15 protein-coding genes and 1 riboswitch are annotated in these 16,734 nt (G+C 61.8%); of the genes, 4 read left to right on the top strand and 11 right to left on the bottom strand.

Features of this window, described 5'->3' with window-relative positions; translation table 11 throughout:
• Positions 1–4: 4 nt before the first annotated feature.
• The 11 genes from BA011_RS17445 to BA011_RS17395 all read right to left on the bottom strand — a co-directional run bounded on the left by BA011_RS17445 (position 5) and on the right by BA011_RS17395 (position 10,763).
• Positions 5–1,201: an efflux RND transporter periplasmic adaptor subunit gene (locus BA011_RS17445; RefSeq protein WP_065281386.1), complete on the bottom strand. Its 1,197-nt coding sequence runs from the start codon at positions 1,199–1,201 to the stop codon at positions 5–7.
• A gap of 226 nt (positions 1,202–1,427) precedes the next feature.
• Complete coding sequence (locus tag BA011_RS17440; RefSeq protein WP_065281385.1) at positions 1,428–2,192, bottom strand: DUF4239 domain-containing protein; 765 nt, start codon at positions 2,190–2,192, stop codon at positions 1,428–1,430.
• A 130-nt stretch (positions 2,193–2,322) separates the two neighbouring features.
• Positions 2,323–3,456 carry a calcium:proton antiporter gene (locus BA011_RS17435; RefSeq protein ID WP_065282580.1) on the bottom strand — a complete coding sequence of 378 codons (1,134 nt, stop codon included), beginning with the start codon at positions 3,454–3,456 and terminating at the stop codon, positions 2,323–2,325.
• A gap of 236 nt (positions 3,457–3,692) precedes the next feature.
• A complete protein-coding gene (locus tag BA011_RS17430; protein ID WP_065281384.1) occupies positions 3,693–4,400 on the bottom strand; it encodes an SDR family NAD(P)-dependent oxidoreductase in 708 nt (235 codons plus the stop codon).
• A 166-nt stretch (positions 4,401–4,566) separates the two neighbouring features.
• The gene (locus BA011_RS17425; RefSeq protein ID WP_065281383.1) at positions 4,567–4,917 is read right to left on the bottom strand and encodes a ribbon-helix-helix domain-containing protein; all 351 of its coding nucleotides are present in this window, start codon (positions 4,915–4,917) and stop codon (positions 4,567–4,569) included.
• 25 nt (positions 4,918–4,942) lie between these two features.
• Entirely contained in the window at positions 4,943–5,539 is a 597-nt protein-coding gene (locus BA011_RS17420) for a DJ-1/PfpI family protein (RefSeq protein WP_065281382.1), read from the bottom strand.
• Positions 5,540–5,645: 106 nt separating this feature from the next.
• Positions 5,646–6,038, bottom strand: a complete 393-nt coding sequence (locus BA011_RS17415; RefSeq protein ID WP_065281381.1) for a DUF779 domain-containing protein — start codon at positions 6,036–6,038, stop codon at positions 5,646–5,648.
• A gap of 212 nt (positions 6,039–6,250) precedes the next feature.
• Positions 6,251–7,759 carry an aldehyde dehydrogenase gene (adh, locus tag BA011_RS17410; RefSeq protein ID WP_062945029.1) on the bottom strand — a complete coding sequence of 503 codons (1,509 nt, stop codon included), beginning with the start codon at positions 7,757–7,759 and terminating at the stop codon, positions 6,251–6,253.
• 157 nt (positions 7,760–7,916) lie between these two features.
• On the bottom strand, positions 7,917–8,876 hold the full coding sequence (locus tag BA011_RS17405) for a helix-turn-helix domain-containing protein (protein WP_065282579.1): 960 nt from the start codon (positions 8,874–8,876) through the stop codon (positions 7,917–7,919).
• Between the two features lie 186 nt (positions 8,877–9,062).
• Positions 9,063–10,271, bottom strand: a complete 1,209-nt coding sequence (locus BA011_RS17400; protein WP_065281380.1) for a TIGR03862 family flavoprotein — start codon at positions 10,269–10,271, stop codon at positions 9,063–9,065.
• Positions 10,272–10,340: 69 nt separating this feature from the next.
• Complete coding sequence (locus BA011_RS17395) at positions 10,341–10,763, bottom strand: MerR family transcriptional regulator (RefSeq protein ID WP_065281379.1); 423 nt, start codon at positions 10,761–10,763, stop codon at positions 10,341–10,343.
• A gap of 71 nt (positions 10,764–10,834) precedes the next feature.
• Between BA011_RS17395 and BA011_RS17390 the strand changes: the two genes are divergently transcribed.
• From BA011_RS17390 to nrdE, 4 genes are all read left to right on the top strand, one after another.
• Positions 10,835–13,072, top strand: coding sequence for a heavy metal translocating P-type ATPase (locus tag BA011_RS17390; protein ID WP_065281378.1), 2,238 nt, complete (start codon positions 10,835–10,837; stop codon positions 13,070–13,072).
• 237 nt (positions 13,073–13,309) lie between these two features.
• A riboswitch (cobalamin riboswitch) is annotated at positions 13,310–13,534 on the top strand.
• A gap of 260 nt (positions 13,535–13,794) precedes the next feature.
• Positions 13,795–14,016 carry a glutaredoxin-like protein NrdH gene (gene nrdH / locus BA011_RS17385; protein WP_017968025.1) on the top strand — a complete coding sequence of 74 codons (222 nt, stop codon included), beginning with the start codon at positions 13,795–13,797 and terminating at the stop codon, positions 14,014–14,016.
• 9 nt (positions 14,017–14,025) lie between these two features.
• Entirely contained in the window at positions 14,026–14,430 is a 405-nt protein-coding gene (gene nrdI, locus BA011_RS17380; RefSeq protein ID WP_065281377.1) for a class Ib ribonucleoside-diphosphate reductase assembly flavoprotein NrdI, read from the top strand.
• Between the two features lie 101 nt (positions 14,431–14,531).
• Positions 14,532–16,613: a class 1b ribonucleoside-diphosphate reductase subunit alpha gene (gene nrdE / locus BA011_RS17375; protein WP_420493432.1), complete on the top strand. Its 2,082-nt coding sequence runs from the start codon at positions 14,532–14,534 to the stop codon at positions 16,611–16,613.
• Positions 16,614–16,734: the final 121 nt, after the last annotated feature.

Genomic DNA, 16,734 nt, shown 5'->3' with positions numbered 1-16,734 from the left:
GGATTCATTGCGTGGTGGTCTTGGCCTTGGCATCGCCGGCGGCAGCTGCCGGCGGGTTCATTTCCATCTTCTCGGGCGTGACCTTGCTGCCGGGGATGGCCTGCTGGATACCTTGCGTCACGACCCAGTCGGCCGGATCGAGGCCGGAGTCGATGACGCGGAGCGAACCTTCGCGCTGACCGGTCTTGACCTGCTTCTGCTCGACGACGTCGTCCTTGCCGAGAACGAGCAGATAGCTTCCCAGCTGGTTTGTTCCGATGGCGTCGTCGCGCACCAGCAGCGCCTTGTCGTTGTGGCCGACCGGCACCCGAACGCGCACGAAGAGACCGGGCAGCATGGCATGGTCCTTGTTGTCGAACAGGGCGCGCACCTGAAGGGTGCCTGTGGAGGCATCGAGCTGCGGCGAGACGTAATCGAGATGTCCCTTGTGCGGGTAGCCTTCCTCGGTCTGCAGGCCGAGTTCCGCCGGAATGCTTGGAAGGTCCGTCTGCTTGAAGGTGCGCCCCTGCCTTACCAGCGTTTCCTTGATCATCAGCACCTGGGTTTCGCTGACGTTGAAATAGGCATAAAGCGGATCCGTCTGAACGATGCTAGCGAGTTTGGTGGGGCCGGATACGCCGACAAGCGCGCCGATATCGACGAGGTGATCGGTGACGGTGCCGTCGAACGGGGCAAGCACCTCCGTATATCCGAGGTTGATCGTCGCGAGATCGAGATTGGCCTGGGCATTGAGGATGGACGCATTCGCCTCGTCGAGCGTTGCCTTGGCGCTGTCGACGGCAGTTTGCGTGGTGACCTGTTGCTTCGATAAATTGCGCTGCCGGTCGTATTCCTGCTGCGCGCCGACCTGAGATGCCTGTTGCGAGGCGAGGGACGCCTTCGCCTGATCCAATTGCGCCTGATAGGTGTCGCGCTCGATGCCGAAGAGCTTGGTGCCCTTCATCACCGTCATGCCGTCCTGGTAGTCGATCGATTGGACGTAGCCTTGGACGCGTGCCTCGATATCGACGGAGTTGAGCGGCGCCGTATTGCCGGTGAGTTCGAAATAGAGCGTCACCGGTTGCTGGATCGGCTGGGCGACACGAACCGGAGGTGGAGGAGGGGCAACGTAAGTATTGCCGCTTTCCTCACAACCAGCGAGAATTGCCATGCCGACGAGCACCACAGACAGGTGCAGACCCCGATACAATCTCACACGCATTGCCGCCGCCCCGATGTTTACGAGCTCTTTCAAAGGCATACAGCGTCCCTTTGCGCGTCTGAAAAGACGCGCGGCGCTGTAGTCTTCATGCGTGCCTCGGTGGAGACGACCCCTCTCCGAAAAGTTCCGGGCATGCGATATTATGTCGCGGCATTGCTAAAAATTGCAATAGCTGCTGGGGCACAATTAAACTGTGAGCTCGTCCTCGACGGATGCCATGATGCGGCTACGGTTTCCCCAGCCGTTCGATGGCAAACTGTAATGGTGCATCCGAAACACGGATCAGCCCGACATATGGGTTCGCCATGTCCGAAACCAGGAAGATGGCGCCGGCGACCGACAGGGCGCAGACGAGCAGAATTGACAGCACCGTCGGATTGGTCGGGACCTGCAGCCCGAAGGTCGCAAAGAGCAGCGAAAGCCAACAGACTAGAACGGTGAGGAAGGCCCAGGGCAAACCCTCTTTGCCGGATTCGACCAGCAGCCAGTGAGTCTCGGCCAACATGCCGCTCACTTCCAGCGCACGCGCCTGGAGAGAGTGCTGCACGGCATCCCTCGGCGCCAGGGATCGAAGGTCGGCCTGAACCGCCTCGATGTCCTGATATTCCCCCGGCGCATTGCCGGATGTTTCGTCGGTGGTCTCGGCAGTCCAGCCGCGGCTCAGCCGTTTCTCGATGAGTTCACGCAGCAATTGACGCGCCTTGTCGGTTTCCTGCCCGTATTGCGCCATGACGCGATCAAGCAGGAGTACCCGAGCCGCCGCCGTTCTCATTTCCACTTCGGCATTGTCATAGGACGACTTGGCGGATGCGATCAGAAGGCCGAGCGCCAGCGCCGACAGCGTTCCCACCACCGCAGTCGCCAGCCTGATGACGTCCTTGGATTCTGCATTGAGATGGTGATCCGGCAAGCGGCCGCGCACCACCAATCCTATCGATGTTGCCATCGACAGAAAAACAAATACAAGCCCGCCAACCAACAGTGAGCCCAAGTCCGGTCTCCGTATCGCCACGTAGGGTCCTGCAGCCACCTTGCAAGCTGTGCTGCTACCATAGCGGAAGACGGACCAAGCGCGGAACTCTTTACTTTTCTGATCTTGTGCGGCCGCAATCGAGGCGGTTTCATTGCTGGAAAATAAGCAGCACGTAAGCCAGGAAAAGCACCAGATGGACAGCGCCTTGCATGAGATGCGTGCGGCCGCTGGCAAAGGTGATGATACTGACGGCCAGAGTGAGCAGGAGCATCACCAGATCTCCATGTTCCAGGCCGAGGGTTACCGGGTGCCCGTAAAGACGGCTGATGACAAGCATTGCCGGCACGGTCAGCCCGATCGTCGACAATACCGAACCCAGGAAGATGTTGACGGCGCGCTGAAGATTGTTGGCGATGGATGCACGCACGGCGCTGATTGCCTCGGGCGTCGCGACAAGGATGGCCATGACAACACCGCCAAATGCGGTTGGGGCATGCAGGGTTTCGATAATGTAATCGATCGGCCGGGCAAGCTGTTCGACTAGAAAGACGACAGGTCCCATATAGGCGAAAAGCAGAATGGCATGAGGCCAGACCCGCCCGCGGGGAGGAGCATGTTCACCATGATGCTCGTGGCGATTGCTGTCGTCGGTGAAATAGTCCTGATGGCGGCCGGCCTGGAGAAACAGAAAAGTGGCGTAAAGGCCGACCGAGATTATGCCCAATATTAATTGCCTCGGTGCGGATGGATGCTGTCCGTCCGGGCCTGCCAGAAAAGTCGGCATCACCAGGCTCAGGGTCGCCAGCGGCACGATGACGCCGAGATAGGCGTTGGCGCCCTGCAGGTTATGCTGCTGTTCCGGTCGCCGCCACGCACCCAGCAGCAAGGACAGGCCGACCATGCCGTTCAGGATGATCATAACGACAGCAAAGAGCGTGTCGCGCGCAAGCGTGGGATTGTTCTCACCGTGGATCATGACGGCGGATATTGCCATCACCTCGATCGAGGTGATGGCAAGCGTCAGAATAAGCGTGCCGTAGGGCTCCTTCAGCCGCTCAGCCAAATGATCCGCGTGCCGCACGACCGACAGAGCGGAGCCAAGGACGGCGGCGAAGAGCCATGCGAAAACGACAGTGAACCAAAGCGGATCGGAAAGCCGGCCGAAGAGCTGTTCCTGGAAGGCAAGAAACGCCAGGCTGGTCGCGACGCTGATGCCCAGGAACCATTCCTCGCGCACCAGGCTGGTTGCGCCGACGGCGCGCACTGCCGGACCCTCCGTCATCGAAACCATCCGCCTTCTGGAAAGTGCCGCCGCAATGCGATCATCAACACCATGGTGTCCGTCCGCTGTTCTTTTGCCTGTCCCTTGAGCAGGCACAGACGACGCTGCCTCAAGGCGAACCGAAGCTCAAGTCAGATCGTAAATCACTGATTAAAACTTGTAGGGCTCTCTCGTTCATCACCCACGGATCTCGACAAGGGAGCAGTCGCCGACGGTCGATCACGCCGCGCCTTGCGTCATTCGCGGCCGGTTGCCGGGATCGCCGCGCCGGTGACGACGGCTGCGGCCGGCGAAATCAGGAAGGCGATGAGGCGGGCGATCGATTGCGGCGATACCCAGCCGTCCGTCTTCGCATCGGGCATAGCCGCGCGGTTCTCAGGCGTGTCGATCGTCCCGGGCAGGATGCAGTTGGCGGTGATGCGGTCGTCGCGGCATTCGGCAGCGATCGCCTCGGTCAGCCGGATGACGGCGGCTTTGGAGGCGGCGTAAGCGGCCTGCTTGGCGCCAGCCTTCAGGCCGGGCGCAGCAGCGACATGAACGATGCGGCCGTAGCCGGCCGCCTTCATCGTCGGGAGAACCGCGGCACTGATTGTCAGGGCAGTGCGGGCGTTTGCGGTCATCATCGTCTCCCACTGCGCGGGCGCCTCCGGCCCGACCGGCCCCATCTGGAAACCGCCGACGGTATTGACCAACGCGCTGACGCCGCCAAAGCGCTTGACGGCCCGGGCGACAGCGGCAGCGCAGGAAGCATAATCGGTGAGGTCCGTTCCCGCGATCGACAGAAACTCGGTAGAGGCAGGAAGATTGCCGGCCAAGGCTTCCAGCTCACTGCTCGAACGGTTCATGCAGACGAGTTTTGCGCCGGCGCTGGCAAGCTCGCGGACAACGGCGCTGCCGAGGTTGCCGCCGGCTCCCGTGACGATCACGACTTTCTGGTCGTTCATGGCAATCGATCTCCTGACGGTGCCCTCGTTCGAGGGTGCCGCACATTGTTGATCCAGGCTGCGCGGTAGTGCAAGCCCGCCGCCCAAGACAAGGTCAGATGTCTACGAAACGGCCCGCGGAGCGATCCGCGGGCCGTTCGTCTTTGATCGTCTGTCGGACGTGACTTCAGTGATATTTCGCCCGTTCGCGGTCGAGGATGACAGGCGCGTCGAGGCCTGAGATCGGACGGCTGACATCGGCCGGGATGTCGCCGGTGAGCTGCAGGTCGAGATAGCGGGCACAGCAGACCCGCAGGAAGGACGTGAAGTTGCCGAGATCGTGGCCGGCATCGATCGATTCATGATGCAGCCGGGTGATCAGCTGGACGACATTCATGCCGTCGCGCCGGGCGATCTCCTCAAGCTTCGCCCAAAAGAAGTTCTCCAACCTGACGCTGGTGACCATGCCGTCGATGCGCAGCGACCGGGTGGCGCTTTCCCAAAGCCGCGCATCCGCCTTGATGAAGAGTTCACACATATCGTCCTGCCCAGTGCAGCCCTCCTCAGGCGGCGTTGGTTTCGAGCAGTGCCGCGGCATCGAGCACGGCCATGAACTGGCGCAGCCACGACGGATGCGCCGGCCAGGCGGGCGCCGTGACCAGATTGCCGTCCGAGACTGCATCGCTGATTGATATGTCGGCATAAATGCCGCCGGCAAGTTCGACTTCCGGCCGACAGGCGGGATAGGCCGAGCAGGTTCGGCCCTTCAGCACACCGGCAGCGGCAAGCAGCTGGGCGCCGTGGCAGATGGCGGCAACCGGTTTTCCGGCGTCGAAGAAGTGCCGGACGGATTTGATGACATCGGCGTTGAGGCGCAGATATTCGGGCGCACGGCCGCCGGGAATGACGAGGGCATCGTAATCTTCGGCCCGCACGCTGTCGAAGGTGGCGTTCAGCGCGAAATTATGGCCGCGTTTTTCGGAATAGGTCTGGTCGCCCTCGAAATCGTGGATGGCGGTGGCGACGGTGTCGCCGGCCTTCTTGCCGGGGCAGACGGCGTCGACCGTGTAGCCGCAGGCGAGCAGCGCCTGGAACGGCACCATCGTTTCGTAATCTTCGGTGAAATCACCGGTGATCATCAGGATCTTTGAGGCTGGCATCGTTTCCTCCCTTTGAAACCAACTGGCGGAGATTAGCAAAGAGCTGCTGCGACCAGGTACTATGGGAATACTACAAGCGAAATTCGCACCCGATAAGGCAACGGCATCAGATCGCCCTGACCTTCACGTCAGGCACTGCGCAAGCCTCGCCGTCGCCGAAGAGGCGGGAACGGGTGAGAAAGCGCTTCTCGCGGCCATTGTCGAGCGAGAACATGCCGCCGCGGCCGCGCACGACGTCGATGATCAGCTGCGTATGCTTCCACGCCTCAAACTGGCTGGCGCTGATATAAACAGGCACGCCGCCGATCTCGCCGAGCTTGACGTCGCTGTCGCCGATCATGAATTCGTCAGCCGGATAACACATCGGCGAGGAGCCGTCGCAGCAGCCGCCGGACTGGTGGAAGAGGATATCGGGATGATCCCGTTTGATTTCCAAGATCAAATCGAGGGCTGCGTCGGTTGCGAGAACACGCGGTTCGCCGTTGACGGTGGTTTCCATGGTTCTTCCTCCAATTTGGAGAGGAGAATTCCCCTCCCCAACCCCTCCCCACAAGGGGGAGGGGCTAAGCTGTGGCACCGGCTCGCAAGCCAACAAGCCGGCTGCATATGCTGCGCTCAAGAGTGATACGGCGAGGGCCGCATGTTAAGCCCCTCCCCTTGTGGGGAGGGGTTGGGGAGGGGTTTGAGACCCTCCCGTCATGCCGAAGCTTCTCAGAAGAAGCCAAGGGCCTTCGGGCTGTAGCTCACCAGCATGTTCTTGGTCTGCTGGTAGTGGTCGAGCATCATCTTATGGGTCTCACGGCCGATGCCCGACTGCTTGTAGCCACCGAAGGCGGCATGGGCCGGGTAGGCGTGGTAGCAGTTGGTCCAGACGCGGCCGGCCTGGATCTCGCGGCCGAAACGGTAGCAGCGATTGGCGTCGCGGCTCCAGACACCGGCGCCGAGGCCGTAGAGCGTGTCGTTGGCGATTTCGAGCGCTTCCTTCTCGTTCTTGAAGGTCGTGACCGAAACCACCGGTCCGAAGATCTCCTCCTGGAACACACGCATCTTGTTGTGGCCCTTGAAGATCGTCGGCTTGACGTAGTAGCCGTTTGCCAGCTCGCCGCCGAGATCGTTGCGCGAGCCGCCGGTCAGCACCTCGGCGCCTTCCTGCTTGCCGATGTCGAGATAGGCGAGGATCTTTTCCAGCTGCTCGCTAGAGGCCTGGGCGCCGATCATCGTCGCGGTATCGAGCGGGTTGCCCTGCTTGATCGCCTCGACGCGTTTGACGGCCTTTTCCATGAAGCGGTCGTAGATCGATTCCTGGACGAGGGCGCGGCTCGGGCAGGTGCAGACTTCGCCCTGGTTGAGGGCAAACATCGCAAAGCCTTCGAGCGCCTTGTCGAGGAAGTCGTCGTCTTCGGCCATCACATCGGCGAAGAAGATGTTCGGCGATTTACCGCCGAGCTCCAGCGTCACCGGAATGAGGTTCTGGCTGGCATATTGCATGATCAACCGGCCTGTCGTCGTCTCGCCGGTGAAGGCGATCTTGGCGACGCGCTGGCTGGTCGCCAGCGGCTTGCCGGCTTCGAGGCCGAAACCGTTGACGATGTTGAGCACGCCGGGTGGCAGGAGATCGCCGACGAGTTCGGCCCAGAGCAGGATCGAGGCCGGTGTCTGCTCGGCGGGCTTGAGCACGACGCAGTTGCCGGCGGCAAGTGCGGGCGCCAGCTTCCAGGTGGCCATCAGGATCGGGAAGTTCCACGGAATGATCTGGCCGACGACGCCGAGCGGCTCATGGAAGTGATAGGCGACGGTATCGTGGTCGATTTCGCCGATCGAACCTTCCTGGGCGCGGATGCAGGAGGCGAAGTAGCGGAAGTGGTCGATCGCCAGCGGAATGTCGGCCGCCATGGTTTCGCGGATCGGTTTGCCGTTGTCCCAGGTCTCGGCCTGGGCGAGCAATTCCAGCTTGTCTTCCATGCGCTGGGCGATCTTCATGAGGATATTGGAGCGCTCGGCAGCGGAGGTGCGGCCCCATTTTTCCTTCGCCGCATGGGCGGCGTCGAGCGCGAGATTGATGTCCTTTTCATTGGAGCGGGGAATGTCGCATAGTTTGCCGCCGGTGACGGGTGTCAGGTTTTCGAAGTATTTTCCCTCGACCGGCTCGCGCCATTCGCCGCCGATATAGTTGCCGTATTTCAGCTTGAACGGCGACTCGACGATTTTCTGATGAAGCATGTCATCCTCCCTTGATGATCCAGGTTCCCAAGCGAACCAGTGGGAGGAAAATGTGCATGTTTTGGCGGAGTGGATAGGGCTGGTCTTCCATACCGCAGTGCACAGTGTCGCAGACCTGCGACAGCATCGCTTCACGATTGCGGGCGGCGAACCTTGATCAGTGGAGATCGAGCTTTTTCATCTTCCTGTGCAGTGTGGCGCGGCTGATGCCGAGGGTGATCGCCGCCTGCGAGACATTGCCGCCGGCACGCGACAGCGCCCGAAGCAGGGCCGCCTTTTCCGCCTCGACCATCTCGTCCTGCTGGGCGACGCCAGCCTCGTGCAGGGCATCGGCGGCGGGAATGCCTGCGGCGATGCGCCTGTCGTCGAGCTGCAGCGCGATGCGGGCGGCGCGCGTCGCACCGAGCACCAGATCGTGCCTGTCGACGGCAAGCAGGGCGGCGGCGGAATTGGCGCCGGCCGGGACCATTAGGAAACGGGCGCCAGCAAAGGCTGAGCGGAAAAGATTGAGCTCGATGCGCATTGCCGCATCGCGGACGGTCTGCGTCAGGATCGCCAGCGTCATCTCGTTGACGTCTTCGCGGCATGTGGAGATGTCGAGGGCTGCTGCCACCCGACCACGATGATCGCGGATCGGCGCGGTCGTGCAGCTCAGGCTGGTATTCGAGCTGAAAAAATGCTGATCGCGGAAGATGGCGACGGCACGCTCGTCGGCAAGTGCGGTGCCGATGCCGTTGGTGCCGATGCTGGCCTCGGTCCAGACCGAGCCGGTCCAGAGGCCGAGTTCACGGAATTCCTTGTCGTCGCCGGCAGCCCCACGGCGCTCCAGCGCGATGCCGTTCTTGTCGGTCAGAAGCAGGCAGCAGCCCGCCCTGCCAACGGTGGTAAAGAGACGATCGAGCTCATCCGTCGCGCTGGCAATCAGCTGTTCCGACTGCTCGCGCGCACGGCGGAATTCCTGGTCGGTGAGGCGCAGCGGCGTGCGTTCATCCTCGGGGGCAAGCTGGTGCATGGTCATGCATCGCCGCCATGAGGCAACGACAGGAGAACTGGCTGCCGCAGAATCGCGCTGGGCAGACGTGTAGACGCGCTCGGCATGCGCTGAGTGTTCGTGCATCGGCTCCTCCCACCGAAGTTCAGCATAGTCTGATGGAAAAGCGGCCGGTTTGCAATTGCGCGCCTCGCCGGCCATCCTCCCCTTCGCCCCAAGCGATCAGGGCACGATGCTGAAAAGCGTCAACGATCTCTGCATCACATCATGCGCCATTTCATTGATCTAGATCCGGTTTGAGATCATCGGCGCCTAGCGCGCCAGCCAGGCCTCGATGCCGCCCGCGGCGGCCCGGCCGGTCGCAAGGCAGGCGGTGAGGAGATAACCGCCGGTCGGCGCTTCCCAGTCGATCATCTCACCGGCGACGAAAGTGCCGGGCAGTGCCTTCAACATGTAGTTGTCGTCGATGCCGCTCCAGCAGATGCCGCCGGCCGAGGAGATCGCCTCGCCGATCGGCCGGGTTTCGATCACCGGCACCGGCAGCGCCTTGATCATGCCGGCGAGACGCTCGGGATCGGTGCGGTCGCGCTCGGGAGTAAGTTCGCGCAGCAGCGCCGCCTTGACGCCGTCGAGGCCGGCGCCCTTGCGCAGGCGGTTTGAAAAGCTCGATTTGGCGTCCTGCCGCGCAAGGTCGCGGCTCAGCCTCTCGATGGTGCGGCCGGGTGCGAGGTCGAGCGTCAGGACGGCGCTGCCATGGTTCAGCAGCCGGTCGCGCAACGCGGCCGTATGGGTATAGACGAGGCTGCCTTCGATGCCGCTGCCGGTGATGACGAATTCGCCGGGAAACGTGCCGGCCTCGGACGTGGCGGTGACTGATTTTGCCGGCTCGCCGGCGAAACGCTCGCTGAAGTTGCCGCTCCATCCGACGACGAAGCCGCAATTGGCGGGTTGAAAAGTATCAATTTCCACACCCCTGGCGGCCAGCCGGGGCACCCAGGCAGCATCGGAGCCGAGGCGCGGCCAGCTTGCGCCGCCGAGCGCCAGCAGGGCCGCGTCGCAATGGACGATGCTGCGCCCTTCGGGCGTTTCGAAAACATAGCCATCTTCGGCAAAACCGGTCCAGCGGTGGCGGGTGCGCAGGGTGGCGCCCTGCGTCTCCAGTCGCTTGAGCCAGGCGCGCAGCAGAGGTGAGGCCTTCATCACCTTCGGGAAAACCCGGCCGGACGAGCCGACGAAAGTCTCGGTCCCGAGCCCTGCTGCCCAATCCCTGATGTCATCAGGGGTAAAGGCATCAAGAGAGGGGCGTAGATGGGCGGAAGCCGCGCCGAAGCGTGTGGTGAAACGGGCGTAATCCTCGGAATGGGTAATGTTGAGACCGGATTTGCCGGCTAGCAGGAACTTGCGGGCAAAGGTCGGCATGGCGTCGTAGACCGTTACCGCGTGACCGGAACGGGACAGCAGTTCGGCAGCCGCGAGACCCGCCGGGCCGCCGCCGATGATTGCGATCTGCTTCTGGTTCATGGATGTCTTCGCCCGATTCTCTCTGCATGCAGTTTTGGCGCGGGCATGGATTGCCTGCAAGGGTAGAGATCAGTGTTGCGGATGCGTGCACTGGCCGTGGTCGGCGAGAACCTCGATGACGCGGCATTGGTCGACGCGGCCGTGGCCGCAGCCTTCCACCATGGTTTCCAGCTCGGCCTTCAGCGCCATCAGGCTGCGGATGCGCTGCTCGACCTCGACGAGGCGGGCCTTGGCGATGGCGTCGGCCGAGGCGCAGGACTGGTGCGGATCATCCTGCAGGGTCAGCAGCGTGCGGATCGCGTCGATCTCGAAGCCGAGTTCGCGGGCGTGGCGGATGAAGGCGAGGCGGCTGATATCGGCGGGCTCGAAGGAGCGCTGGTTGCCCTCGCTGCGGCTCGGGGCAACGAGCAGGCCAATGCTTTCATAGTAGCGCACCGTCGGCACCTTGACGCCGCTCTGGCGGGCGGCTTCACCAATGGTGATCTTTTTCATGATTTTCCTCTTGCACCTCTAGTCGCTAGAGGATGTAGGAGGGATGCTTCTGTTTGACAAGGAAGCGGATCATGGCTGAGAGCGAGACACGATACCGGGTTGGCGGCATGGATTGCGCCTCCTGCGCAACCAAGATCGGTTCGGCGGTCAGACGCGTGGCGGGTGTCGCCGATGTTTCCGTCTCGGTGATGGCGGGCACGATGACCGTCCGGCACGATGGCAGCAGCGATCTCAAGGTGATCGAGAAGAAGGTGACGGGGCTCGGCTATTCCGTCGCGCCGCTTGCCGGAACCGCTGCGCCTGCGCGTACCCAGGGCTCGCAGCATCGTCACGACCATGGACATGATCACCGCGATCACGCGGGCCATAGTAATGACCTCGACCATACTGACGATCGTGGCGAGAAGGAAATCGAGGGGTTGCAAGGGCACGATAATGCGCAGATGGCCGGTCCCTGGTGGCAGAGCAGGAAGGGCCGGCTGACCATCCTTTCGGGTGCGGCACTCGTTGCCGCCTATGCCGTCGGCCATCTCGTGCCGGCGATTGCATCCTATGCCTTCATCGTCGCCATGCTGATCGGGCTGGTGCCGATCGCTCGGCGCGCCGTCATGGCCGCCTTCTCAGGCACACCGTTTTCGATCGAGATGCTGATGACGATCGCCGCCGTCGGCGCCGTCATCATCAATGCCGGCGAAGAGGCGGCAACCGTCGTGTTTCTGTTCCTCGTCGGCGAGCTGCTGGAAGGGGTGGCGGCGGGCAAGGCGCGCGAAAGCATCCAGTCGCTGATGGGTCTGGTGCCGAAGAATGCGCTGCTCGAAGACAATGGCCAGACGCGGGAAGTGCCGGCAGAAAGCCTTGCCGTTGGCGCCATCATCATGGTTCGCCCTGGCGACCGTATCTCTGCGGACGGCATCATCATCTCAGGCGAGAGCGCGATCGACGAGGCGCCGGTGACGGGTGAGAGCACGCCGGTGCGCAAGGGCGTCGATGCCGTCGTTTTTGCCGGCACGGTCAATGGCGATGCGGTGCTGAGGGTTCGCGTCACGGCGGCTGCCGCCGACAATACCATCGCCCGCGTCGTCAAGCTGGTGGAGGAGGCGCAGGAATCGAAGGCGCCGACCGAACGTTTCATCGATCGGTTCTCGCGCTATTACACGCCCGGCGTGGTCGTGGTCGCAGCGCTCGTCGCGGTCGTTCCGCCGCTGCTGTTCGCCGGGCCGTGGGGCGAATGGATCTATAAGGGCCTTGCCATCCTTTTGATCGGCTGCCCCTGCGCGCTCGTCATTTCGACGCCGGCGGCAATCGCCGCTTCGCTTTCGGCAGGGGCGCGGCGCGGCCTCTTGATGAAGGGCGGCGCTGTGCTGGAAACGCTCGGCAAGGTGACGATGGTCGCCTTCGACAAGACAGGCACGCTGACAGAAGGCAAGCCTCAGGTGACCGACATCATTTCCTTTGGCCTGAGCGAGGCGCAGGTGCTGTCGCGCGCCGCGGTGCTGGAGCAGGGTTCCAGCCATCCGCTGGCGCTGGCGATCCTCAACCGCGCCAAGGCGGACGGCGCTCCCGTGCCGCCGGCCTTCGAGCTGGAAGCGCTGCCGGGCAAGGGTGTCAGCGGCAAGGTCGGTGGTGAGACGCTGGATCTGCTGTCGCCGCCTGCCGCCCGCGAGCGCGGGACGCTCAGCGCGGAACAGGATGCACGCATCGCGGCGCTGAACGACGAGGGCAAGAGCGTGTCGGTGCTGCTCGTCAACGGTGTTGTGGCCGGCCTGATCGCCATGCGCGACGAGCCGCGCGAGGATGCCGAGGCCGGGCTCGCTGCCCTCAAATCAGCAGGCGTCAAGGCGATGATGTTGACCGGCGACAACAAGCGGACGGCGGCAGCCGTTGCCGGCATGCTCGGCATCGACTGGCGCGGGGAGATGATGCCGGAGGACAAGCAGCGGGTCGTCGGCGAATTGAAGCGCCAGGGCTTCATCGTCGCCAAGGTCGGCGACGGCATCAACGATGCTCCGGCACTGGCAGCGGCCGATATCGGCATCGCCATGGGCGGCGGCACTGATGTGGCGCTGGAGACGGCGGATGCCGCCGTGCTGCACGGACGCGTTGGCGACGTGGCGCGGATGATCGAACTTTCCAAACGCACGATGCGCAACATCCTGCAGAATATCACCATCGCACTCGGGCTGAAGGCGGTGTTTCTGGTGACGACGATCATAGGCATCACCGGGCTCTGGCCGGCGATCCTCGCCGATACCGGCGCCACCGTGCTGGTGACGATCAACGCGCTGCGGCTGCTTCGGATAAAGATATAACATTCCTACTTCCTCCCTCCGGCGTTCGTCACCGGGGGATGTCCTATCGACGATTCGGGCCTGATCTTGAATCGAAACGCGGACCGGCCATAGGGTCGGCTCTCTTCGTCGGGGCTTTCTCCACAGCCTGCTTTCCTTAAGCTTTCGTTATCCATGTTTTTCACAGGAACGTAGCGATTTCAAACCTGTCGTAACGCAATGCACAAACCATCCGTTGACGCGAATTTGGATTGGCGTACTATATCTAGTGTTCGAGGTTCCATCGATTCGTAGGGATCGATGGCTAAGACGGGAATTCGGTGCGTTTCGCCATCATGGCGCGGCAATGCCGGAGCTGCCCCCGCAACTGTAAGCGGCGAGCAACTGTCCGATTTCAGGTCACTGGAGCATGATGCTCCGGGAAGGCTGGGCAGGAGCTTTGACCCGTGAGCCAGGAGACCTGCCTCGAACGAAACGTCCACGGGCGGGGTGTCCGGAAGGTCGCGTTGCATGGCTGCGGGGAATCTCCGCATCGCGTTTCGCAGGCCGAGCCTCCGCATAAGCCACTTCGGGGTGAAGTCATGTCAGTATCTCAGTTCAGGCCGCCACCCGTGCTAGGTAGAGGGCGGAGTATGCCCAGCGGCTAAACAGCCGCATAGCTCACATCACCGGAGACTTTCCACGGATGTCGACAGATTTCCGATCGATGTTCTGTGCCCAATCGCGTCGTCACGAGGAATATCATGACCATTACCGTCTACAGCAAGCCTGCCTGCGTCCAGTGCACTGCCACTTACCGCGCCCTCGACCGCCTGGGCGTGGATTATGACATCGTCGATATCTCTGAGGATGCCGAAGCGCTCGATCGCGTCCGCAGCCTCGGCTACATGCAGGCGCCCGTCGTCATCGCCGGCGAGCAGCATTGGGCGGGCTTCCGTCCCGACATGATCAGCGCGCTTTCCTGAGGAAAAGCGATGGGTCTGATCGTCTATTATTCCAGCCGATCCGAGAACACCCATCGGTTCGTCGCCAAGCTCGGACTGCGCGCGGCGCGCATTCCGCCAAGTGGCGCAGACGCGTTCCATATCCGCGAACCCTTCGTGCTGATCGTGCCGACTTATAGCGGCGACGGCGGCAAGGGTGCCGTTCCCAAGCAGGTGATCCGTTTCCTCAACGATGCGGAAAACCGAGGACACATCCGCGGCGTGATCGCTGCGGGCAACAGCAATTTCGGCGAGACATACGGGCTCGCCGGCGACGTGATCTCAATGAAGTGCCAGGTGCCTTACCTCTACAGGTTTGAGCTGCTGGGCACAGAAGCGGATGTCGCCAACGTCAAACACGGAATGGAACGGTTTTGGACACGGGAACAAATCTGACGCGGGATGCGGGCGCAAAACCGCATCACACTGTTGCTCATCCTGTCGTGGAAAGGCCGCTGAAGGCAGCCGAAACGCTCGACTATCACGCGCTGAATGCGATGCTGAACCTCTATGACGATGAGGGGCGGATCCAGCTCGACAAGGATCGAATGGCCGCCAAGCAATATTTCCTCCAGCATGTGAACCAGAACACGGTGTTCTTTCACAATCTGAGGGAAAAGCTCGATTACCTCGTGACCGAGGGCTATTACGAGCAGGAGGTTCTCGACCAGTATTCCTTCAATTTCGTGCGGGATTTGTTCGACCAGGCCTATGCCAGGAAATTCCGTTTCCCGACCTTCCTTGGCGCCTTCAAATATTACACCAGCTATACGCTGAAGACTTTCGACGGAAAGCGCTATCTCGAGCGCTACGAGGACCGCATCTGCATGGTAGCGCTTGCCCTCGCGCGCGGCGACGAGGCCCTTGCCCGCGACATGGTCGACGAGATCATTTCCGGCCGTTTCCAGCCGGCAACGCCGACCTTCCTCAACGCCGGCAAGAAGCAGCGCGGCGAACTGGTTTCCTGCTTCCTGCTGCGCGTCGAGGACAATATGGAATCGATCGGCCGGTCGATCAATTCGGCGTTGCAATTGTCAAAGCGCGGGGGCGGCGTGGCACTGTCGCTGACGAATATCCGCGAGGCGGGCGCGCCGATCAAGCATATCGAGAACCAATCCTCGGGCATCATCCCCGTGATGAAGCTGCTCGAAGACAGTTTCTCCTATGCCAACCAGCTCGGGGCGCGGCAGGGGGCGGGTGCCGTCTATCTCAATGCCCATCATCCCGATATCATGCGCTTCCTCGACACCAAGCGCGAAAATGCCGACGAGAAGATCCGCATCAAGACACTGTCGCTCGGCGTCGTCGTGCCCGACATCACCTTCGAACTCGCCAAGAACAACGAGGATATGTACCTGTTCTCGCCCTATGATGTGGAGCGCGTCTATGGCGTGCCTTTCACCGAGATTTCGGTGACGGAAAAGTACCGCGAGATGGCTGATGACGCCCGCATCTCCAAGAAGAAGATCAAGGCGCGCGAATTCTTCCAGGTGCTTGCCGAAATCCAGTTCGAGAGCGGCTATCCCTACATCATGTTCGAGGACACGGTGAACCGGGCGAACCCGATCGCCGGGCGCATCTCGATGAGCAATCTCTGCTCGGAAATCTTGCAGGTGAGCGAGGCAAGCGAATATCATGACGACCTTTCCTACAAACATCTCGGCAAGGACATTTCCTGCAATCTCGGCTCGCTGAACATCGCCGCGGCAATGGATTCGGCCGATTTCGGCAAGACGATCGAAACCTCGATCCGGGCGCTGACAGCCGTTTCCGATATGAGCCACATCTCCTCGGTTCCTTCGATCGAGAAGGGCAATGACGAGAGCCATGCGATCGGCCTCGGCCAGATGAACCTGCACGGTTACGTCGCCCGCGAACGCATCTTCTACGGCTCCGAGGAAGGCGTCGATTTCACCAATATCTATTTCTACACGGTGACCTATCACGCGATCCGCGCCTCGAACCTGCTGGCGGTCGAACGCGGCACAAGCTTCAAGGGCTTCGAGGACTCGAAATATGCCTCCGGCGAATATTTCGACAAATATACCGGCCGGCTCTGGGAGCCGGCGACGGAGACGGTGAGGGCGCTGTTCGAGACGTCAGGCATTCACATTCCGACGCAGGAAGATTGGGCCGCGTTGAAGAAGGCGGTGATGGCCTCCGGCCTCTATAACCAGAACCTGCAGGCGGTGCCGCCGACAGGCTCGATCTCCTATATCAATCACTCGACCTCCTCGATCCATCCGATCGTCTCGAAGATCGAGATTCGCAAGGAAGGCAAGATCGGCCGCGTCTATTATCCGGCGCCGTTCATGACCAACGACAATCTCGACTATTATCAGGATGCCTACGAAATCGGTCCGGAGAAGATCATCGACACTTATGCGGCGGCGACCCAGCATGTCGACCAGGGCCTGTCGCTGACCTTGTTCTTCCGCGACACGGCAACGACGCGCGACATCAACAAGGCGCAGATCCATGCCTGGAAGAAGGGCATCAAGACGATCTACTACATCCGCCTTCGCCAGATGGCGCTCTCCGGCACCGAGGTGCAGGGCTGCGTTTCCTGTACGCTGTAATTTGATATTTCGCTCCGGAGCATTTGCCCCTCACCCTAACCCTCTCCCAGTTCTGACGGGGAGAGGGGACTTGCCACACGAACCGGCAATAAAGGCGGAAAAGGGTGCGGCATATCCCCTT

Origin of the sequence: Rhizobium leguminosarum, assembly GCF_001679785.1 — a bacterium.
GTDB classification, from domain to species: Bacteria; Pseudomonadota; Alphaproteobacteria; order Rhizobiales; family Rhizobiaceae; genus Rhizobium; species Rhizobium leguminosarum_R.
This window is presented reverse-complemented; position numbering and strand designations above follow the sequence as displayed.